Origin of the sequence: Corynebacterium aurimucosum (genome assembly GCF_046895345.1) — a bacterium.
GTDB lineage: Bacteria > Actinomycetota > Actinomycetes > Mycobacteriales > Mycobacteriaceae > Corynebacterium > Corynebacterium aurimucosum_G.
Window position 1 is genome coordinate 106618 of sequence record NZ_CP160096.1, and the last position, 19861, is coordinate 126478.

Genomic DNA, 19861 nt, shown 5'->3' on the forward strand with positions numbered 1-19861 from the left:
GATGGAGAAGCCCGCGTGGTTGATTGGGTGTCAGACACCTACACGGCAGCATGTACCGACAGGTGATGTTGAGTTTGCCGATAAGGCTTGCGAGTTCGTCCGCTGGGCGGGATTGAGCTTGTACCCGTGGCAGGAGAACCTGCTGCGGGATGCGTTGCTTCAGACTGATGAGGGTATGTGGGCTTCGCGTGAGGTTGTGGTGTCCCTGGCCCGCCAGAACGGCAAGGGCGAGGTCCTTGTGGCCCTAGAGTTGGTGGCTATCTACCTGTGTGGTGCGGAGCGCATCATGCATTCGGCTCACTTCCTAGATACGGCGATGGATGCGCGTGACCGCCTATGGGATGTCATCGAAGCGAACCCGGCGCTTATGGAGTGGTGGGAGGATGAGCACCCGGGCGAGTACCCGAAGCCGGTGCTTGGTAATGGCAAGGACGCTATCAAGTTCCCGAATAAGGCGAAGATTTATTATCGCACGCGCACGAAGAAGACTGGTCGTGGTTTGTCGTTTGACTGGCTGATTTTTGATGAGTGCTTTGACCTCCCGAATGAGGTTTATGCGGCGATGAATAACACGACGAAGGCGCGCCCTAATGCGCAGAAGGTGTTTATCTCGTCACCGGTGAATACTCGCGAGCATTTCCATGGGGCTATCTTCTCTGCGAAGCGTTGGGCCGCGTTGGATGGTGTGGACGGCATGCTGTTTAAGGAGTGGTGCCGTGAGGAGGGGGACGATCCGTTTGAGGAGTCGACGTGGGTGAAGGCTAATCCGTCGTTGGTGGATGAGCCGCGCCCTGGTGTGCAGTTGGATGAGGTTCGTGCCGAGGCTGCGTCGGCGCGGTCGTCGGAGGCACTTCTTGAGCCGTTTCTGGTGGAGACATTGGGCCAGGGTGAGTGGGTGCCGCGTGATGGGGATGTGGTGGATGACTTTGTCCCTGTCATTGATTTCGAGGATTGGTCTGCTGCGTCGGCGTTGATGCCGTCGTCGTTGGGGGAGTCGTGTTTGGCGGTGGATGTGACGCCGGATGGTGAGTCTGTGGGTGTGGTGTCTGCCGCGCAATGGGGCGACAAAGTCTATCTGTCGCTTGCTCCGTATGAGGAGTTTGACCGCGCCCTGGTGGTTGAGAAGGTCGCTTCGACGGTGAGGCTGAATGACCCGTCGGCGGTGGTGCTTGACCCATCTGGGCAGTGCTCAACACTGGTGGAACCGTTGCGGGGTATTGGTGTTGCGCCGGAGACGTTGAGTGGTTCGCAGGTATCGAAGGCATATGAGTTATTTCTCCGGATGTGGGCGGAAAAGCGTATTGCGCATGATGGTTCGCCGCGCTGGTTGGATGCGTTGGGGGTGGCGCAGGAGCGGTCGAAGAATGGCCGGTATCGCAGCCTTGACCGGTATTCCGGTGATGTGACTGTGCTTGTGGCCGCGTCGCTGGCGGTGTGGGGGCTGCAGGAGTTCGGCATCGGTGATGTTGAGGTTGAGGTGAAGCGCACCCGTCATTATGTGAGCTCGGCGCGTGCTGTGAAGAAGCAGCGTCGTGTGTCTGAGATGAGTTTCTAAGGAGGTGGCCTGTGTGGCTGGTTTGAATGTGCGCGAGGTGGGCCATGCCCGGGCCACCCGTAACCACGCGCTCGCGGAGGATAACTGGGAACTGCGGTTCCCTCATTCGACGCGGGTGTTTGCAAAGATGGGGCGCGAGGATGCTCAGGTCACGTCGGTGCTGCGTGCAGTAACGTTGCCGATTCGCCGCGCTACCTGGTTTGTGGAGCCGAATGGTGCGCCGGATGAGATTGTCTCCGCAGTGTGTGAAGACCTGCGGCTGCGGGCGAAGGGTGAGGACCCGAATAAGCCGTTCGCGCCTCGCACCGGCAGGGTGTCGTGGGAGAAACACCTAGAGCAAGCTCTGAAGGCTTTGCAGTTTGGGCACATGTTCTTTGAGCAGGTGTACGAGCCAGGCTTGGATGGGCGTGAGCGTCTGGTGAAGTTGGCTCCTCGGTGGCCGGGCACGATTGACCAGATCAATGTTGATGATGATGGTGGCCTGGCGTCGATTCGTCAGACGCCGCTGGCATCTCGTTCCCGGGCGGATGAGGCGCGGGTCATTCCGGTGGATCGTCTTGTGGCGTATGTCTTTGATGATGAGGGCTCGCAGTGGACTGGTAAGTCGGTGCTGCGCCCGGCATATAAGCATTGGAAGCTGCGGGATTCGCTGCTGCGTCTTGAGCTGAACACCCTGGACCGTAACGGCATGGGGGTACCTGTGTATACCGGCTCGGATGTGGCGATTGACCCGGATAAAGACCTTGAAGATGGTCAGGCCATTGTTGAGGGATTTCGCGCTGGTGAGCATTCTGGGGCGTCGATTCCGTTTGGTGCAAAGCTGCAGCTTTTGGGCACCTCGGGGCAGCTCGTTAGCCCGCGTGAGGCGATTAACTACCACGACAGCATGATTGCCAAGTCGGTGCTTGCGCACTTCCTGAACCTTGAGGGTAAGGGCGGCTCGTATGCGCTGGCGGAAACCCAGTCAGACCTGTTTATTCAGTCGTTGCAGACCACAGCGGAGTGGCTTGCGGATGTGGCTACCCAGCACATTGTGGAGGACCTTGTTCGGGTTGCTTTCCCTGAGCACACGGGCTTGGTGCCGCGTATTGCGTTCGATCCGATTGCGTCGAGGAAGGAAATCAGTGCTGCTGACCTCGCCGGGTTGAAGAATGCCGGTCTGATTCTTGGGGATAAGGACCTTGAGGAGGACCTGCGTCGCCGTTACACGCTGCCACCGAAGCAGAAACTAACCGATGCGCTTGAGTCGAAGAAGCAGCGCCAGCAGTTGGAGGAGCAGATAGGGGTCACGCTTTCGAGTGATGCCGATACGGCTACGAGTAGTGAGGAAGGAGGCCCGGCATGAGCGAGATTCTTTTGTATGGGCCGATTGGCCCGGATTTTTGGGAGCCTGAGAATGCGATTACTGCGAAGTCAGTAATGGCTGAACTCTCCGAAATCTCCGGTGACGTGACCGTGCGTATTAGCTCGGGCGGTGGTGATGTGTATGAAGGCATTGACATCATGCAGGCCTTGAAGAACCACGATGGTGAGGTCACTGTGATTGTGGAATCACTGGCTGCGTCTGCCGCGTCGTTCATTGCGGTTGGTGGTGCTGACCGTGTGCTGATGCGGCCGTCTTCGGAGTTGATGATCCATCGTGCGTGGACTTTGGCTGAGGGTAATGCGGATGAGGTTCGCAAGACACTGTCTGACCTTGAGCGCCAGGACAATAAGCTGGCCGCTATCTACGCCGGTAAGGCCGGTGGTGAGATTCAGGACTGGTTGGACGCGATGAGCGCGGAGACCTGGTACACCGCTGAGGAGGCCGTGGCTGCTGGTTTGGCGGATGGGATTGTGGCGGAGAAGTCGTCCGCCCCGGCTCCGTCGGCGTCGTTGGCGAAACGGCGTTTCAAGTTCGCTAACCGGGCTGCGGCTCCGCCGCCGCCTGTCTCCCGGTCGGAATCGGGGGACGCAACTACTACGCCCAGTGATGGGCAGGAAGGGGATACTGTGAGTATCTTGAATCAGCTTGCCCAGGAGTTGGGCAAGAAGCCGGAGGACGTGCAGCGCGCACTCTCCGGCTTTTTTAATGAGGAGGTTACCGTGACCGCCACTGTTGACCTTGCCTACCCGGAGGATGCGACTGTCGTCCCGACCGGCGCGGTTGAGGTTGCTCCGGTGGGTGAGGTGCCCGCCGGTGTCGCGTTTGAGCTGACCAGCACCCCGGACGGTTGGACTGGTGAGGTCACTGAGGACACGGGTGTTCTCAAGGTCACCGCGCCGGCCAACGTGGAGCCGGACACCACCGTGGAGTTCACCGTCACCGCTAACGGTGGGGATGCCCCGGTGGAGCTGCCCGTACCCGTCACGGTGAAGGCCGCCGCTGAGCCCGAGGAGGACACCCCAGCTGAGCTCACCCCGGCCCCGGCTGCGCCAGCGGATGACACCGTCATCCTTGACGCTGAGACCTACGCCGAGCTCAAGGCAGCAGCTCAGCACGGATGGAAGGCGATGGAGCAGCAGAAGGAAGCCGACCTCGTCGCCGAGGTGGACGGCTGGATTAAGGAAGGCCGCATCTCCGCCGCCCGCCGCACCAAGGCGATTGCTGCGATGAAGCGCGACCCCGAAGCAGCCCGCGACATCTACGGCTCTAACCCCGCTGGCACCATCCCACGTGCGGAAATTGGCTACGGCAAGGACACCGAGCAGGAGCCGTCGAAGAACCTGTCCGCGAAGGCCGACAAGGTCGGCTTTCTTTCCCGCAAGAACTTTCACTAAGGAGAAGTCATGTCGAACCCCACTTTCCGCTCCGGCCCGATTAGCTACAAGGCCGAGGCAGACCTCACCAAGTTCCGACTCGTACAGGTCGGAGAGAACGGCGTGAAGCACGCCGCCGCTGCTGGCCCCGTGTTTGGTGCCGTCACTAAGAACGCGTTCGCGCCGAAGGAAGAGCAGCCGGTTAACACCCTGGCATTGGACGCGCCGGGCATCGTCGCCGTCCACATTGGCCCCGCCACCGTCCCGCTTGAGGTTGACGGTGACGCCACCGCGATTAAGCAGGGTGCGCCGGTGTATGCCGCCGCTGACGGCAAGGTGTCCGCCACTGGCTCCCTGCTCGTTGGTGTTGCTGCCCGTCCTGGTGCTGGCAAGACCGTCAAGACGACCCTTGTCACTCCGGTTGTTGCCCCGGCAGCAGCGGGCTAACCCAACATTTTTGAGAAGGAGAATTAAGAATGAGTGAGCTCATTACTAGCGCCTACGATGGGCCGAAGCTGACCGTTTCCGAGATGCTTGAGGACCCGACGTTTATCCCTCAGCGCGTCATTGATGGTCTTCAGGGCCAGTTTCTGGAAGACCTGTTCTTCCGCCAGGCGGAGCCCAACAAGGGCGTCGTCGCTTTCCGTGAAGCCGCTGGCCTGTACCTTGCCGACGATGCTGAGGAAATCGCCGAGTTTGGTGAGATTCCGGTATCTGCCCCGGAGCTTGGTGCTCTGCGTGCTGCCTACGGCATCAAGACCGGTGAGGCTATCCGCATCTCCTATGAGATGAAGAACGAGAATAAGGTCGACCAGGTCAACCGCCACATTCAGGCGCTTGAGAAGACCGTCATTCGTCATGGTATTAACGCTGTGCTTGGTGTGTTCGAGGCGGCGAATGTGCCGTCTCTGCAGGCGTCCGCCCCGTGGACTGGTGGTGACCCGGTCAAGGACGTGTTCGATGCGATTGAGCTGGTTCAGTCTGCCCATGAGGACGACAACGTTGACCGCCAGTTCGACTATGAGCCGAACACGATTCTGCTGCACCCGGCTTCTTACACGAAGCTGGTGCGCAATGAGCAGATGCAGAAGTACTACATTGGTAACGCCGCTCTGGATAACCCGGTGTTCCTTGACCAGAATGGTGACTCCATCTTTGGTGGCCTGCGCTCCACTGAGCTGTTTGGCACGCTGCGTGTGGCTACCTCGCGTCTGATTGAGGCTGGCACCGCGTACGTCTTTGAGGCGCAGGGGGTTGGTTTCAAGTCGGATACGATGCCGTTGACCGCGACGCCGTTGTACTCCGAGGGTGGTCAGTCTGAGCTTGGTGGCCCGACGATGTCGTGGCGTTCTGACCTTGTTCGCAAGCGTGCTATCGCGGTGGACAATCCGAAGGCTGTCGTCAAGCTGACGGGTATCGCCTAATGGTTAAGGTTACGTTGGCGAAGTATTGGAGCCCGGAGGATGTTGTGCATCCCCCGGGTTCTGTCGTTGAAGTGGACGAGGAGACAGCACGGTGGCTAAAGGCTTGCGGTGCGCTGGTTGATTCGTCTGCGAAGACGGCGGTGAAGAAGCCTGTGGAGAAGCCTAAGACGGAGCCAGCGCCCGAGCCGGAGGCGGAGCCTAAGGCGGCTGCTGGTTCAGTGGAGCGCCCGGCTCGCGCCGCGTCGATTGATGATTGGCGCAAGTACGCCGAGTCCCTGGGGATTGTCACTAAGGGCCTGTCGAAGAAGGACATCATCGCCGCAACCCAATAGTGAGGGAGGTGCAGCATGCTTGAGATTAGTGCCGAGTATGTGGCCGAGCGTCTTCCTCAGTCGTTGACTGGTGAGGAGATGAAGCGCCTAGGCGTGTTCATTGAGGACGCCATTGACCTCATTGAGGTTGAGTTCATGCGCTGTGGTCGGGACTTTGACCAGGAGCTGGAATCGGTGCCGTGGTTGGGGTCTGTGGCGCGGCGCGTGATTCGTGAAATGGCGTCTGCGGCGATTCTCGTTGGCCCTAATGCTGGTGTGCGGTCTGTGTCGTCGACGACGGGGCAGGAGTCGGACAGCATCACCTATGCCGATGTGGACAGCGTGAGTTTCGGCGGTGTGCGTCTGACTGATGCGCAGCGTGCCCAGCTTGGCCTGTGTATGCCGGGTGGTGCTCGTGGGCATTTCCCGCCGCCGCGTTGTTGGCCGGAGGTGTACTCGTGGCCGAAACGATAATTGTTCATGGTGCTGCTGGTGGTGTGGATGATGATGGTTACCCGGTTGCCGGTGGGCCTGACCGTGAGGTCATGGTGAAGTCGGTGCAGCCGTTGTCTTTGTCTGAGATGTCGGATGAGGATAAGCAGGGTACTAAGGACATTCTGCGTGTGTGGGCGCCGCCTGGTGTTGAGGTTTCGGATGGTGATGAGGTCACTGTTCGGGGTAAGCGGTATCAGGTGCGGATTACTGCGTGGGATTGGTCTAAGCATCGTCGCCCTGTGTATAGGCGGCATCGTCCGTCGATGGTTTTCGATTGTGTGAGGGGTGAGGGATAGATGGCGAAGGTTGGTAAGCCTCGTTTGGATATTCCGGATGAGTGGTACAAGAAGAATCTTGCTGCTCTGGCCCCGCAACTCGCGGCGAAGGCTCAGGCGGTCGCTGGTGCCGTTGATGGTGATGTTCCGGTAACGGTGACGATGAAGACAGACCGCAATGGGCGCCCTGTTGCGCTGGTAACACTGGCCCATGCGAAGGGCTTGGCCATGCAGGCTAAGCGTGGCACGTTGACGCGTGCCGCGGCGTCGCAGGGCCTGGATGTGCACCGCTATAGCCAGGGGTGACGCGGTATGGATTATTTTGTGCAGCGTAATGCCCCGGAGGTCATTCGCCGTGCTTTGCGTGGCGTGATGGCGAAGTCGATTAGGGTTGCGGCGGCTATCCCGCAGGGGTGGTCGGTGGATGATGGCCCGGTAGTCACGGTATCGAGTGACGGTTCTCCACGCTCGGGCCGTGCTACGTCGACTGAGAATGTGCGTGTGAATGTGTACGGCAAGTTTGAGCCAGAGGTTCGGCGCGTCGCTGCCGAGATAGATGCTTGGCTTTTAAACCCCCACTCTGTTGGGGGTTTTCGTATTTCTCCCGGCCCGTTCCTTGTTGTGAAGGATGAGGACGTGAAGGGCTGGGTCGCTGCGGTCACGGTTGTGGCCGCGTCTACTAAGAAAGGATTCGCAAGATGACTTCTCCTACTACTGACCAGGGCACTCAGACCCTGGAAACGGATCGCGCCCGGATGATTGATGTCTGGAAGGACGCGGAAGTTTACTGGTCTACCGAGGCGGACCCGAAAGTTGGCAATGATGGGTCGTTTGACCCGAAGGTGTGGAGCTTCATCGGCCTTCTCAACGATGGTTCCGCCATTACGCAGGAGCCGGAGGTTGACCGCACTGAAATCAACTCGTTTGGTGGCGTGCTGCAGCTGATTAATAACAAGTTCAAGAAGGATGTTCGCGGTTTCGACGCACTCGAAATGAACGATGTGACGTTCCCGCTGCTGTGGCCCGGCTCGAAGTTTGAGATTGGTAAGGCTGGTGTGCTGCTCGCACCGGAGAATCCGGCGGAGGGCTTCATTGCATTCAAGACCACCAACAGCTTCGGCGATGTCTACATTGACGTGTCTCGTCGTAAGGCTCTCGTCTACTCCGAGAGTGGTAATGAGCGTAACGATGATGGCGCTTCGGTTATTAGCTTTAAGGCTGAGATTCGTAAGGACCAGTACGGCGCGATTTATGACTACCTGCGCCTGAAGGGTGACGATACCCCGGATGAGTTGCCGGAGGTCATCCGCTTCTCTGCTGAGAAGAATGATTCTGGTGATGCGGCGGAGGAGGCTCCGTCTCGCGGCGAAGCTGATGCTGGTGCTGGCGAGGAGGCTGGCGCTACGCAGTAGTGCGATGGGGTAGGGGAGATTTTTGGCAGACCGCCCCTACCCCTCTACTCAATTGGTCTGCCCAAGTTTTATCCAAATAACTCAATGTGAAAGGGTCTGCCATGACTACTCGCAAGAAAAAGAACGACACCATCGACCCTAAGGACGCTACCGGCGCCCAGGCCGAAGCCCTCGAGGAAACCACCACCGACACCAAGGATGAGGTGGTGGAGTACCCCACGTTCACCATCGAGGTCAACGGTGAAGACATCGAAATTGAGGACCGCTGGACTCGTGAGGCGGCACCCGGCGGAATGATGTTCGTCTTCCACGAGCGCTACGCCCAGAAGTACATTCCGAGTGTGCTTGAGCAGCTCATTGGTGAGGACCAGGTGTTTAAGCTGATGGACCTTGGCCTGTCGGTTGATGAGTTCCGTGAGGTGTTTAAGGCGTGGGGTGAGCGCCGCCAGGGAAAATAGATCTCCTGTACCTCATTGCCGAGCATGAGGATTTGGTCGAGGTTGATTTTCAGCGTTTCTACCACCTGGATTACCGCGACTTCTACCGCCCCGGGGGTGGTGCGTCTCGTATGACGCTGCGGCGCATGCTTCTGCTTGCGGAGCATTTGCCGCCGGAGTCCCTGTTCCACTCCGTGATGCAAGACCGCCCGCCTGTCAGTGAGATTTCTTCGGTGCTGATGGATATTTGGTCGAGTTTGAACGGCCAGAAGCATCCGCGTTGGGAGCAGTTGAAGCGTGAGCGTCGCGCCAAGGAGCGTGAGCTTGCGATGGAGCGGGCGCGTGAGAAGGCCCGAAAGTTTAATGCCGCCAGGTGATTGCCTGTGCGGCCTTTTTTGATGGAGGTACCTAGATGGCTGGTGCAGCAGGCTATGCCGTATTGCCTACTACGATTTCGTTGTCGGGCATTAGTAAGGAGCTTCAAGATAAGCTTCTGGCCCCGGCGTCGAAGGCTGCGAAGCAGGCTGGTGACTCCATCGAGAAGGGCATCACGAAGGGCTCTGATGATGCGGCGAAGCGGGTTGAGAAGGCCAACTATCGTGTAAAGAAGTCCTCGGAGGAGCTGGCGGCTGCTGAGTCGAAGCGTAACTCTGAGGTGTTGAAGTCTCAGGCGGCGGCGAAGCAGTTGGAGGCTGCTGAGTCGAAGCTGTCTGAGATGAAGAAGTCGGGTAAGGCGTCGTCTGAGCAGTTGGCCCGTGCTGAGGCTGATGTGCTGAATAAGCGTGCCCGTGTGGAGACCGCTGCGCAGAATGTTGAGAAGGCCGAGCGTGGCGTCGAAAAGGCGATGGCCGAGTCGAAGCGTGCTTCTGATTCTCTCGCGGCGGCGCAGAAGGAGCTGGAGTCCGCTACTGACGAGGCTACTGGTGCGACCAAGGAGTTTGGTGACGCTGCGGCTGATGCTGACGGTAAGGGCCAGGGCTTTGAGGTTTCTCTGGGCAAGATTGCCGCTGCCGGCGCGGTTGTTGTTGGTGCTGTCGGCGCGGCTGGTAAGGCTGCGTATGACATTGGTTCCCAGTTTGATGATGCGTATGACACGATTCGTGCTGGCACTGGCGCTAGTGGCGCTGCATTTGAGGAGCTGCAGGATTCGATGCGCAAGGTCGCAGGCGAGTCCATTGGTGTTGGCTCCGATATGGGGGCTATCGGCTCGACGCTTGCGGATCTGAATACGCGCCTTGGGCTGACTGGTGAGCCGCTTGAGGAGATGACGGCTCAGTTCATGCAGCTGCAGAACCTCGGCGTGGATGCGGACATCAACGAGGTATCGAAGGCCATGTCTGGCTTTGGTATCGAGGCGAAGGACATGCCGGGGGCGCTTGATGAGTTGTTCCAAGTGTCGCAGGCGACTGGGCTGACGATTACTGAGTTGTCGCAGTCGGCGGTGAAGGCTGGCCCCGTTTTGCGCGGGTTCGGGTTCTCGATGGCTGATTCTGCTGCACTTGTGGGCCAGATGGATAAGGCCGGTTTGGACGCAGACAAGACGCTGCAGTCGATGCAGCGTGCGCTGGCTGAGTTTGCGTCTGAGGGGCGTGACGCGCCGGAAGCGCTCAAGGAGACCATCGGGTCGATTGAGGAACTCATCAATGCGGGTGATGATGCTGCAGCTATTGATATGGCGTCCGGTATTTTCGGTACTCGTGGTGCCGCCCAATTCGTCGACGCGGTCAAGACCGGCACTTTGTCTGTGGATGATTTCATGGATGCGACTGGTGCCACCTCGGACACGATTGGGGGACTGGCGGAGGAGACCGCGGACTTCGCGGAGCACTGGGACCAGTTTAAGAATCAGGCTATGTTGGCGCTGGAGCCTATTGCGGCGGCGGTTTTTGACTCTTTAGTCCCGGCTTTGGACCGTGCTCAAGGCGCTTTTGAGTTCACTCTCGATGCGGTGAAGGGCTTTGCCGAGTGGGTGCAGAAGAGTAAGGATTGGCTGCTTCCTTTGGGGGCTGGTCTGACTGTTGTGGCTGGTGGGTTGGCGGCGGTTGCTTTCCAGCAGAAGGTTATTGCCGCTGGCGGTTTGATTAAGTGGTTCAAGAGCCTGTCTAGTGTCACGAAGTTGATGACCGGCGTGCAGGCGGCGTTCAACATGGTGATGGCTGCGAACCCGATTGCGCTTATCACCATTGCGATTGCTGGCCTGGTGGCTGGTCTAGTGGTGTTCTTCACGAAGACGGAGACGGGCCGCAAGATGTGGGAGTCCTTTACGGAGGCCCTTGCTACTGGCTGGGATTGGGTTGTTGAGAAGTTCAAAGCTGGCCTGGATTGGGTTCGTGAGAACTTCGGCCCCGTCTTTGAGTCCTTAAAGGAACGCGCTGTCTCCGCGTGGGATGGTCTTGTTCAGCGGTTCCAGTCTGGATGGGACAATCTCAAGGAGATTTTTGATACTGCGCGTGAGCTAGTTTCTGGCGTGGCAGACATCTTGTTTAAGGGCGACTTCACTGGTCTACCTTTCGGCCTGGAAGAGGATTCCCGAGTCGTCGATATACTTTTCCGTTTCCGCGAAACTGTGATTGCGGTTAAGGATTTCGTTGTTGAGGCGTGGGGCTCCATGTCTGAGAAGTGGGGCGAGTTCACGACTGGTTTCGGCCAGTTCTATGAGACGTGGATTTCCCCGGTTGTGTCTTTCATGGGGACTGTGTTTCAGACGATGGGCACGATTGTGGTTGGGGCGTTGAAGGGGATTTGGACGGCGATGCAGTTCGTCGGCACGGTCATCTCTACGGTGTGGTCCTCGGTTATTCAGCCAACCCTGTCGGTATTCATGTCGGTGGTGCAGGCTGTAGCGTCGTTTGTGGCCCCGATTTTCACCGCCATGATTGGTGGTGCTTTCCGCACCATGGGCACCCTGATTTCTGATATTTGGAATGGGATTATTAAGCCCACGTGGGATTTCTTCCGCAACGCGGCTGGTCTTCTGGCGGACGTGTTGACGGGTAATTTCTCGAACATCGGGAATCGTTTCTCGTCGATGGGTGACGCCATTTCCAACGTGGTGCGCGGTGCTATCAATGCGGCGATGAACCTCTTCAAGTCGATCTTTGAGAACGCGAAGGGCGTTGTGTCTGCGTTTGCTGACTCTGTCGGCAACATGGTGGGCGCGGTGCGCGGCAAGATTGGCGAAATGCTCAGTGTTGTCGGGGAGATTCCCGGCAAGATTAAGAACGTTTTCGCTAATGCTGGCTCGTGGTTGGTGAATGCCGGTAAGAACATCATTTCTGGTCTCATCAACGGCATTAAGTCCATGTTTGGTCAGGTGGGTAACGCTATTGGTTCGATTATGCCGGACAAGATTCGCGGCATGATGGGCTTCGCTAGTGGTGGCCTCGTCCTCGTGGAGGGTGGTATCACCCGCGCCTATGTGGATGGTGGTATCGACAAGCTGGAGCGCTACGCTAACGGTGGCACACGTGAGGACCATCGGGCGCAGATTGCTCGCGGTGGTGAGTGGCGTGTGTGGGCGGAGCCGGAAACCGGCGGCGAGTCCTACATCCCACTCGCCAAGTCGAAGCGCAAGCGCTCCACTGAGATTCTTGCCAAGACGGCTGATATTTTCGGCCTGACTGTGCTGGATAAGGACGGTGAGCGGATTACCCCGGCACCGTACTCAGCTGTCGCTCCGATGCGTGCCCACTATTTCGCTAATGGTGGCGTCGTGTCCTCCAAGGAACTCTTGGCGTTCGCTTCTGGGCAGAATGTGAAGGGCAAGCAGGCCCCCGGCAGTCTTGAGGGCTCGCCCTACGTGTGGGGCGGTGGACTTCTGGGGAACTGGGGTGACTGCTCCGGAGCCATGAGTGGTCTGGCGGCGTTCGCTATCGGCATGGACCTTGCAGGCCGCAAGTTCGCCACCGGTAACGAGGGCCAGGTCCTATCGCAGATGGGATTCTCGTCTGGCATGTCGCCTGGTAAGTCCGCGTTCGAGATTGGGCTCTTCAACGGTGGCCCCTATGGTGGCCACACCTCCGGCACAATCTATGACGCTAATGGTCATGCGACGAATGTGGAGATGGGTGGTGGTCGCGGTAACGGGCAGATTGCTGGTGCCGCTGCTGGTGCTCGTCACTCTCAGTACACGGATCGTTATTGGATTGGGCTGAAGGATAAGCCCCCGGTGCCGCCGAAGATGAATGAGATTCTTCCGATGGCGGAGACCGGTGAGATTGATACTTCTCTGGTGACTGGTGAGTCCACGTCATCCGGTTCTGTTTCGCAGACGGTGAAGCTGTCGCCTGAGGAGGCGGCTATCGCCACCGCCGCGAACGAGCTTGGGGATAAGTCAGTTGTGGAGCATTTCACTGAGGGCTTGCTGGATATGGCTGGTCTTGGTGGTGGCCTGTTGGCGAAGATTCTTCTGGGTAAGCCGGGGGATTGGTTGCCGTCGGGTGATTCCATCGTCACTGAGAAGCAGGTTCAGGTTCCGACTTCTGGGAAGAAGGAGGAGCCTAAGGTTCCGGTGGATAAGTCGGTTGCTCCGGCTGTTGTGACTCCGGATGAGGCCCGCAAGGCTAAGACTGCGGAGTGGGGTCAGCCGTTCTTTGCGAGTGAGATTGCTGAGGCGGCTAAGCGTCTTGGTGTGGGTGCTAAGGGCGCGAAGATTGGTGTGGCGACTGCATTGGTTGAGTCGGGTAATCCGATGAAGATGTGGGCCAACCGTGCTGTGCCTGAGTCCTTGAAATATCGTCACGATGCTGTTGGCTCCGACTACGATTCCGTTGGTTTGTTCCAGCAGCGTGATAACGGCGCTTGGGGCGAGGTATGGCAGCGCATGGACCCCTATGAGTCCGCGGCGATGTTCTTCCGCCAGCTGCATACTTTCAAGTGGCAGGATATGGAGCCTGGCGCTGCCGCGCAGAAGGTTCAGGTGTCCGCCTTCCCTGGCCGCTATGCGCAGCAGATGGGCCTTGCCGAGAAGCTGGTCAACGAGACCGGCGTGTTCGGCGGCGGTAGCACACCTGCTAAGCCAGAGGTTCAGCTGAAGGGCGCTTTCCAGGAATTCTCTTCCGCGTGGGATGGTGCCGACGCTGGACTGGTGGACACCTCTCTACTTTTGCGTAGTGAGGATGCTGCTAAGTCGATTCTCAACCTGGTTGAGGAGCGCGGTAAAGCGAAGACCGGCATTGCGGCTAAGGACGCTTCGCCGGTGGCTTCTTACAAGCATCTGATGACGACGGGTGACTACGACGGGCGCATGGCCCAGATAGGCATCCATGAGGATGATGACCTCGTCGGGGCCGTCATTGATGCCCGTCGTGCTGGCGCTGTGTACGACCAAGGCGGTTGGTTGAAGCCGGGCGGCATTGCGGTGAACCTGTCGAATGAGCCGGAGCCTGTGTTCAACGGCGACCAGTGGCGTGACATTAAGCGCGGCGGACTCAAGTCTGATGATGGGATGACTCTTGTGGTCAATCTTGAAGGCCAGGAAGTGCTGCGTAAGCGCGTGGACAAGGTAGAAGGCGAGGTCACCATCAACACTGAGGAAATAGATAAGCTGCGCCGTCGCACGAGCGTGGCTGTTGCTGGCACGACTAGGGGAGGTGCGATGTAATGGTCCATCCCGTGAGGTTTGGCTCCGGTTTCTCGGGACACGAGTTACCGGACCCGCCGGGCTACAAGGTGGTGTATACCGCGCCGCACCGTCCTGGTGAGCAGTTCATCCTTCATTCCATGCTTGACGCGGAGGCGGATGAGCAGCGCGTCGTCCTCAAGGAGGGCGGTTTCGGTGATGGTGTTGGGGGTGTGGATTTCGCTTCGGCGGAGTCCGTCACCCGATACGGTTCCCGCATACTGGGGATGAAGGTTCCGGCGTTTACCGGCTCTCTGGATGTGGTTGTGCGTCCTGGGCCTGATGGGTCTGTGATGGAGACGCTGCGTGATTGGCGTAACTCGTGGTCCTATTTTGAGGATGGCAAGTTGAAGGTTGTTGCTCGTGATGGTGGTGACCGTGAGGCGCGTGTCAGGTTGGTGGAGTTTGGTGAGGTTGAGGTTGATCCGTCCGGCGTAACCCTTATTGAGGATAGTGTTCAGTATCAGTGCCTTGATGGGTACTGGACGGGTGGTGTTACCACATACACGGGTAACGTCACTGTGACGACTCCCGGCGACCTTCCCCCGAAACTTCGCCTGCGTTGGGATGGGCAAGCCACCGCCTTCTCCCTACCGAGTGGGCTGCGCGTCAGTTTGGGTAGTGGCCCGGGCACTCGGTGGATTGATTTGGAGCGCGGCATGCAAGGCCAGGTGACCGATGCGGACGGCAACGTCGACACCGGAACCTGGTCATCGCTGCGTGGCGTGCTCGTGGGGGAGACGCTGCAGCCACACACAAAGAATAGTTTCCAGTTGGGCGCGGGCCTGACCCTAGAGGTCACCCCGCGCTTTCTTAGCCCGTGGAGGTGACACATGGTTGATTGGCAAAAGCATAAGACCGACCGTGAATCGGTCATGCAGGCCCACGGGCAGTATGTCGGCCTGTATGACAAGAACTGGGAGCCGGTGCTCGATATTGAGGATTGGGTAGATGCCGAGTGGGGTGGCATTTTTGCGGACGTGGGCAACATGTCCATGACGATTCCGGGTGAGATTTCGCCGGGTGTGGTCAACCCCGTGGTGGACTACCTGCTGCGCGATGATTTGCGCCGCTTGGACGAGGGTGGCCGTTTGGATGCGCTTATTCACGGCGCGGTACACGTGGTGGTGGAGCGGCCTGGTCTGCGCCGCCGCTGCTACCGCATCCTAGAAATCAGTCCCCGCGGTGGCGACCCGGAGGGCAACCCCTCCGAGGTGGAACTCACTGGCGTGGACTCCATGGAGCATTTGAAGCACCTTCCACTCTGGGCGGACCCGTCCAATAGGTCGAAGGTGGTTCAGGCGCAGTGGGAGGACCGCCAGGACGGCAGTGCTGAGAAGGTCAGCCGCAAGCTCATTGGCCGCAACCTCATCGGCTACCAGCAGCCGAGCCTGATGGCGTCGATGTTCTCGTGGACGGACAAGTACACAAGCCCTGCGCAGTGGCGGGGATTCAACCCGTCGATGCACCCGGTGATTTGTTCACCGGTGATGTCTGGCAACCGCTCCGAGTGGTGCGTGGTGTCGGCTCGTTGGGACAACGCCTGGGACCTACTCAAAGCGACATGGGCGGCGGCAGGCGTGCAGCCTTTCGCGTGGCTGTGGCTACCCGGCGATGAGCAACCCTTCCCTTCCTATACGACGCTCTCGTTGCCGACGACGATTATTGACTTCGCCCCCAGGGCCACAGTCACCGGCGCCGCCGGCATTGTCGGGCAGGCATTCCGGCAGTTGAAGCGGACGATTAGCAGTGATGATTTCATCACCTCGACGACTGAGTTTGCGGACGTTGATGTCCGCAATGCGGACGGGCGCAAGCCATGGGTGGTGTACACCCTGATGGATGCGCCGAGCGTGCAAATACGCAAGTCCACTGACCACAGGTTCCTCGTGGGCGGTAAGTCACCGGACATGGTGAACAAAGTCGTGAACATTGGTATCAAGTCAGCTGTCGCGGCGGCTGTGTCAGCGGTGCCTGTGATTGGTGGCCCGGCTGCTGAGGCGATTAAGGGCGGCGGTGAACTTCTCGCGGAGATGTCCGCAGACCGCCTGTTTGTTCTCAATGAGTTCGTGGACAAGAACAGGCAATTCCATTATGGCCGCTCGCGGTTTACCGCCGTGTCCAAGCCAGGTGAGGCGAACACGGTGGACTCGCTACAGAAAGCATGGCAGGCGAAGCAAGAGACAGAGGGCGGCATTTCCGCTGAGTTCTCCATCGACAACCCTGACCCGTACTTACCAGGGCGTGATTTCGACCTTGGCGACACCATCGGTGTTACCGCGTGGGGTGTCGTATGGGCAGCTTACGTGTCCGGGCTGACGTGGACTTCTAAGCCCGGCAATGAGGTGGGCTGGACGCTGCGCATTGGTGATTACGCGTCGCTGGCGTCGCCGGGTGAGCTCTACCAAGCCAATAAAGAGAACATCCGTGCTGTGATTGGCCGTCTGGCCGTGACAAAGGGAGGATAAAGATGGATTACCGCTACATCGTGCCGACGGAAGTACCCGAGAGTGAGCACCCGTACGCGGGCCTGTTTCTAGGCGTTGTACCGGAGGGCCGCGAGTCTGCTGTGGCGCGGCATATCTTCGACGAGCTCGGCGCACGCTTCGAGACTGGAGAGCCGGAGACCGTCACGCTTGGGTGGGCGGTGGATTTCGACACTGATAGTGACCGCCAGCGTGCCAGCGTTGGGGACACCATGGACATGGTGGTTCCTGGTGCTGACCGGCGTGGTGTGCGCATTGTGGAGGGGCACCTGCCGCCTGGTATTAGGTTGGAGCGCCACACCGGCAAACTAGTCGGCGTGTTCTCACGCCCCGGCCTGTACGACGTGACCCTGATGCTTGGCCCGTCGGTGAAGCTCGACCCGCTCGGCGGCAACGGCACACCAGGCGAACAGGTGGCATGGATACCCATAAGGCAGCAGCGTGCTCGGGCTGAATCGTCGACCCCGGCGCCTAAGACCCTGGCTGACCTGACCGCCCTTGAGCTATCCCAGCTCGCGGCTGAGGCCATGCGCCTAGAGCGCTTGAAGGCCATGGAGGAGCTAGAGAATGGGTATTAGACCAAACACAGGCGAGAATGTAGAAACACACTACCGCGTCGACGGCAGCACCGAAGCCCAACAACTCATCAACGACGCCGAGCACACCGGCAACGAGGCCAGCAAAGTCTTCGCGGAGGTAGCCGCACAAGCAGAATCCGCAAACAAAGGAACCTCCGACCTATCTAGACGGATAGCAGCCTTGGAGTCTTCTCCGGGGCCTGACTTGTCGGCCTATGTAACGGCGAAATATTTGGAGTCTTTGCCACTGCTTTTGCATTGGGATGGTAAGGGAACGAAACCTCAGCTCAAACCGGGCTGGGGTCTTTTGAATACTACGACTGGTGTCGTGGAGAAGGGGTAGATGATGGCTATTACTTTGACTGGGGCGATCACGGATGTGACAGCGCAGCCGGTGAGCCAGGTGACGAACGTGACGGCAAAAGCCGCGGTGCCCACGCCTTCCGCGACGGGGCTTACCGCCACCCAACCCGTCAACGTGGAATACACGGCAGCGACTGGGCAAATCTCTGTGTCGTTGGCGGAGGGGGTGAAAGCATGGCTTTATATTGAGGGGCCGGGCTGGTCTGACAGTGTCCCGCTTATCGCGGCGGCTGGCATGACAAAAATCTGGCAGGCGGTGGTGAATGCTCTCGGTATTCCTACGGATATCGCGGGCATGCTCGATGTCACGAAGAACATGCAGGACTTGCTCAATGAAGCCATTCGCAACGCCCCTTCGTCTTTGTGGTGGTACAAGGGTAACGCCGGTACTGCTTCTGTGGACCTGCTGGGGGATGGCTTGTGGTCTGTGTGGTCTGCAGCGCAGGCTAAATCTATGGGGATGCCTTCCGAATCCCAGGGGCTGATTCAGTCTGTGGGGTGGGGGCAATCTGGCTTCCAGCGTTTCCAAGTGCATGACCCGGTCATGGCTTCTGGTGTCGTCTGGGTTCGTGCAAAGCACAACGGGGTGTGGCAGAAGTGGGTGCGTGAAAGCTCCGACCTTGACCACGGCTTCCCGTACCTCGGCAAGTCCACGGACACTACGACGGCCACGGCAGATGACCTACCTGCAGGCATTGTGGAAGTTTGGTCCGGCGCGGAAGCCACCCGACTCCAACTCCCTGTCGTGCTGTCGGGCATGGTTACGACGAAGTATTACGGAACGAACGGCACCCAGATCTTTGAAGCTGTGTCGCCAATGCCAGGCCAGTCAAAGACTTTCTTTCGTACCAAAACCCAGCATGGTTGGGGCGAGTGGGTTGATATGTCGGCTAATGGTTCTGGGGTTGGGGCTGGGGCTGCGCCAATGGTCGTGGGGGCGTCTCCGGCAGGGCTGAAAGTGGTGCCCTCACCATTGACTCTGGGGGATGGAGATTCTAGAAACATGCCAGCGAATGGCTCCTTCCGTATCCCAATGAAGTTCGGTGCGAAGGTTACGCGATGGCGAGTGGGCTTTACGCTTCGTGCGCCGCGCTATGAACTGGTGCACAATATCGACGCGACGATTACGGATATTGGCTTCGCTCCACACAGTGCAAACGGTGCGTTTGCGCAGTCCCCAGCACGCCTAGCCCGCGGCCTGGTGGTCCCGAAGGACGGACAAGCAGCCTATACGCCGTGGACTACACGCACCATGGACGCCAACGCTGAATACCTCCTGTCGTACTCGTACACGTCCACCGGCACGAAGACCCCTCCGGGGAATCTCGGCGGTGGGTGGGACGCGGGCCAGGCCACCGCGATGGACGTGGCCCCGTCCGGTATGACTCGGGTATCCCAGCTGCCGTTCGATATTTGGGTTGAGCTCGAGGTCGAATCTGATGTGCCTGTCATCGCCGTTGTGGGTGACTCCATTACGTGTGGTGCGAATGCGACTATGCCGGTGTTTGATGCGTGGGGTAGCGTGTATGCCCGCCGTATCGGTGGCATTGCCACCCTGTATGGCACGTCTGGGGATACTGGTAAGTCGTGGGCAGATAACCCGAAGTATTACAAGGCGACGCGGTTTTTGAAGCCGCATTTGTCACGCCCCGATGCGGTGGTGTGGGCAATGGGCCGCAATGATTTCAGTGGCGGCACTACCGACGCAGATATGCGTGTGGTGTCTGCAAAGGCGACAGCGTTCATTCAGCAGAATCTTTCCCCGAACGTGTTCGCCGTGACGATCACGCCACGCAACACGGGCGAGGGGGACACGGAGCGCGCCAAGTACAACACCTGGCTGCTGAACTCACAGACGCTGTTCCGTGACGTGTTTGATTTCGCCAGTGTGGTGGACTCTGGCGCGGGGCAGATTAAGACCGAGTACAACGCCGACGGGCTTCACTTCAATACTGCGGGGTATGCAGTCCTGGCGCAGGCGGTCAATCGGCCCGTGGTCACACCATCGGTAGGCATGCGCATTGCGCAGGCGCTGGCGGCGGTATAAATGGCTACCATCATCGGCAGGCTGCAGCCTGGTGTCATTGCTAGAGCTGCTACAGCGGATTCTACGCAGTATTGGCTGCAATTTGAGAGCAGCGCCATTCTGCCGTTCCCTTCAGCAGG

At 58.9% G+C, this 19861-nt stretch carries 19 protein-coding genes; all 19 read left to right on the plus strand.

The features are described from left to right. Nucleotide 1 precedes the first annotated feature (1 nt). The 19 genes from ABZS45_RS00645 (at nucleotide 2) to ABZS45_RS00735 (ending at nucleotide 19742) form a co-directional block, all read left to right on the plus strand. Entirely contained in the window at nucleotides 2-1555 is a 1554-nt protein-coding gene (locus tag ABZS45_RS00645; RefSeq protein ID WP_412100200.1) for a hypothetical protein, read from the plus strand. A gap of 13 nt (nucleotides 1556-1568) precedes the next feature. Further along, nucleotides 1569-2900, plus strand: a complete 1332-nt coding sequence (locus ABZS45_RS00650; protein WP_412100201.1) for a hypothetical protein — start codon at nucleotides 1569-1571, stop codon at nucleotides 2898-2900. Continuing rightward, entirely contained in the window at nucleotides 2897-4315 is a 1419-nt protein-coding gene (locus ABZS45_RS00655) for a head maturation protease, ClpP-related (protein WP_412100202.1), read from the plus strand. The genes ABZS45_RS00650 and ABZS45_RS00655 overlap by 4 nt, the downstream gene beginning before the upstream one ends. 9 nt (nucleotides 4316-4324) lie before the next feature. Next, nucleotides 4325-4741 (plus strand): hypothetical protein, encoded by a 417-nt coding sequence (locus ABZS45_RS00660; RefSeq protein ID WP_412100203.1) that lies wholly within the window; start codon nucleotides 4325-4327, stop codon nucleotides 4739-4741. Nucleotides 4742-4770: 29 nt separating this feature from the next. Beyond that, nucleotides 4771-5718 (plus strand): hypothetical protein, encoded by a 948-nt coding sequence (locus ABZS45_RS00665; RefSeq protein WP_412100204.1) that lies wholly within the window; start codon nucleotides 4771-4773, stop codon nucleotides 5716-5718. Then, a complete protein-coding gene (locus ABZS45_RS00670; RefSeq protein ID WP_412100205.1) occupies nucleotides 5718-6050 on the plus strand; it encodes a hypothetical protein in 333 nt (110 codons plus the stop codon). The genes ABZS45_RS00665 and ABZS45_RS00670 overlap by 1 nt, the downstream gene beginning before the upstream one ends. A 15-nt stretch (nucleotides 6051-6065) precedes the next feature. Then, nucleotides 6066-6503 carry a Gp19/Gp15/Gp42 family protein gene (locus tag ABZS45_RS00675; protein WP_412100206.1) on the plus strand — a complete coding sequence of 146 codons (438 nt, stop codon included), beginning with the start codon at nucleotides 6066-6068 and terminating at the stop codon, nucleotides 6501-6503. Continuing rightward, nucleotides 6488-6820: a hypothetical protein gene (locus ABZS45_RS00680; RefSeq protein ID WP_412100207.1), complete on the plus strand. Its 333-nt coding sequence runs from the start codon at nucleotides 6488-6490 to the stop codon at nucleotides 6818-6820. The genes ABZS45_RS00675 and ABZS45_RS00680 overlap by 16 nt, the downstream gene beginning before the upstream one ends. Then, nucleotides 6821-7105: a hypothetical protein gene (locus ABZS45_RS00685; RefSeq protein WP_412100208.1), complete on the plus strand. Its 285-nt coding sequence runs from the start codon at nucleotides 6821-6823 to the stop codon at nucleotides 7103-7105. A gap of 6 nt (nucleotides 7106-7111) precedes the next feature. Continuing rightward, nucleotides 7112-7501: a hypothetical protein gene (locus ABZS45_RS00690; protein WP_412100209.1), complete on the plus strand. Its 390-nt coding sequence runs from the start codon at nucleotides 7112-7114 to the stop codon at nucleotides 7499-7501. Beyond that, complete coding sequence (locus ABZS45_RS00695) at nucleotides 7498-8211, plus strand: hypothetical protein (RefSeq protein WP_412100210.1); 714 nt, start codon at nucleotides 7498-7500, stop codon at nucleotides 8209-8211. Before ABZS45_RS00690 ends, ABZS45_RS00695 begins: the two co-directional genes overlap by 4 nt. Nucleotides 8212-8312: 101 nt before the next feature. After that, nucleotides 8313-8669, plus strand: coding sequence for a hypothetical protein (locus ABZS45_RS00700; RefSeq protein WP_412100211.1), 357 nt, complete (start codon nucleotides 8313-8315; stop codon nucleotides 8667-8669). A gap of 125 nt (nucleotides 8670-8794) precedes the next feature. Further along, a complete protein-coding gene (locus ABZS45_RS00705; protein WP_412100212.1) occupies nucleotides 8795-9025 on the plus strand; it encodes a hypothetical protein in 231 nt (76 codons plus the stop codon). Nucleotides 9026-9060: 35 nt separating this feature from the next. After that, nucleotides 9061-14250, plus strand: coding sequence for a phage tail tape measure protein (locus tag ABZS45_RS00710; RefSeq protein ID WP_412100213.1), 5190 nt, complete (start codon nucleotides 9061-9063; stop codon nucleotides 14248-14250). Next, nucleotides 14250-15098 (plus strand): hypothetical protein, encoded by an 849-nt coding sequence (locus ABZS45_RS00715; protein ID WP_412100214.1) that lies wholly within the window; start codon nucleotides 14250-14252, stop codon nucleotides 15096-15098. Before ABZS45_RS00710 ends, ABZS45_RS00715 begins: the two co-directional genes overlap by 1 nt. Before the next feature lie 3 nt (nucleotides 15099-15101). Next, nucleotides 15102-16736 carry a hypothetical protein gene (locus ABZS45_RS00720; protein ID WP_412100215.1) on the plus strand — a complete coding sequence of 545 codons (1635 nt, stop codon included), beginning with the start codon at nucleotides 15102-15104 and terminating at the stop codon, nucleotides 16734-16736. A gap of 2 nt (nucleotides 16737-16738) precedes the next feature. Beyond that, nucleotides 16739-17332 (plus strand): hypothetical protein, encoded by a 594-nt coding sequence (locus tag ABZS45_RS00725; RefSeq protein ID WP_412100216.1) that lies wholly within the window; start codon nucleotides 16739-16741, stop codon nucleotides 17330-17332. Next, nucleotides 17322-17675, plus strand: a complete 354-nt coding sequence (locus tag ABZS45_RS00730) for a hypothetical protein (RefSeq protein ID WP_412100217.1) — start codon at nucleotides 17322-17324, stop codon at nucleotides 17673-17675. Before ABZS45_RS00725 ends, ABZS45_RS00730 begins: the two co-directional genes overlap by 11 nt. Beyond that, the gene (locus ABZS45_RS00735) at nucleotides 17676-19742 is read left to right on the plus strand and encodes an SGNH/GDSL hydrolase family protein (RefSeq protein ID WP_412100218.1); all 2067 of its coding nucleotides are present in this window, start codon (nucleotides 17676-17678) and stop codon (nucleotides 19740-19742) included. It abuts the gene before it with no gap. Nucleotides 19743-19861 lie beyond the last annotated feature (119 nt).

Coding starts and splice junctions, on each gene's coding strand:
- ABZS45_RS00670 (WP_412100205.1), top strand. CDS start 5,718: ATGGTTAAGGTTACGTTGGCGAAGTATTGGAGCCCGGAGGATGTTGTG.
- ABZS45_RS00665 (WP_412100204.1), top strand. CDS start 4,771: ATGAGTGAGCTCATTACTAGCGCCTACGATGGGCCGAAGCTGACCGTT.
- ABZS45_RS00730 (WP_412100217.1), top strand. CDS start 17,322: ATGGGTATTAGACCAAACACAGGCGAGAATGTAGAAACACACTACCGC.
- ABZS45_RS00700 (WP_412100211.1), top strand. CDS start 8,313: ATGACTACTCGCAAGAAAAAGAACGACACCATCGACCCTAAGGACGCT.
- ABZS45_RS00695 (WP_412100210.1), top strand. CDS start 7,498: ATGACTTCTCCTACTACTGACCAGGGCACTCAGACCCTGGAAACGGAT.
- ABZS45_RS00690 (WP_412100209.1), top strand. CDS start 7,112: ATGGATTATTTTGTGCAGCGTAATGCCCCGGAGGTCATTCGCCGTGCT.
- ABZS45_RS00685 (WP_412100208.1), top strand. CDS start 6,821: ATGGCGAAGGTTGGTAAGCCTCGTTTGGATATTCCGGATGAGTGGTAC.
- ABZS45_RS00705 (WP_412100212.1), top strand. CDS start 8,795: ATGCTTCTGCTTGCGGAGCATTTGCCGCCGGAGTCCCTGTTCCACTCC.
- ABZS45_RS00725 (WP_412100216.1), top strand. CDS start 16,739: ATGGATTACCGCTACATCGTGCCGACGGAAGTACCCGAGAGTGAGCAC.
- ABZS45_RS00715 (WP_412100214.1), top strand. CDS start 14,250: ATGGTCCATCCCGTGAGGTTTGGCTCCGGTTTCTCGGGACACGAGTTA.
- ABZS45_RS00720 (WP_412100215.1), top strand. CDS start 15,102: ATGGTTGATTGGCAAAAGCATAAGACCGACCGTGAATCGGTCATGCAG.
- ABZS45_RS00675 (WP_412100206.1), top strand. CDS start 6,066: ATGCTTGAGATTAGTGCCGAGTATGTGGCCGAGCGTCTTCCTCAGTCG.
- ABZS45_RS00710 (WP_412100213.1), top strand. CDS start 9,061: ATGGCTGGTGCAGCAGGCTATGCCGTATTGCCTACTACGATTTCGTTG.
- ABZS45_RS00655 (WP_412100202.1), top strand. CDS start 2,897: ATGAGCGAGATTCTTTTGTATGGGCCGATTGGCCCGGATTTTTGGGAG.
- ABZS45_RS00645 (WP_412100200.1), top strand. CDS start 2: ATGGAGAAGCCCGCGTGGTTGATTGGGTGTCAGACACCTACACGGCAG.
- ABZS45_RS00735 (WP_412100218.1), top strand. CDS start 17,676: ATGATGGCTATTACTTTGACTGGGGCGATCACGGATGTGACAGCGCAG.
- ABZS45_RS00660 (WP_412100203.1), top strand. CDS start 4,325: ATGTCGAACCCCACTTTCCGCTCCGGCCCGATTAGCTACAAGGCCGAG.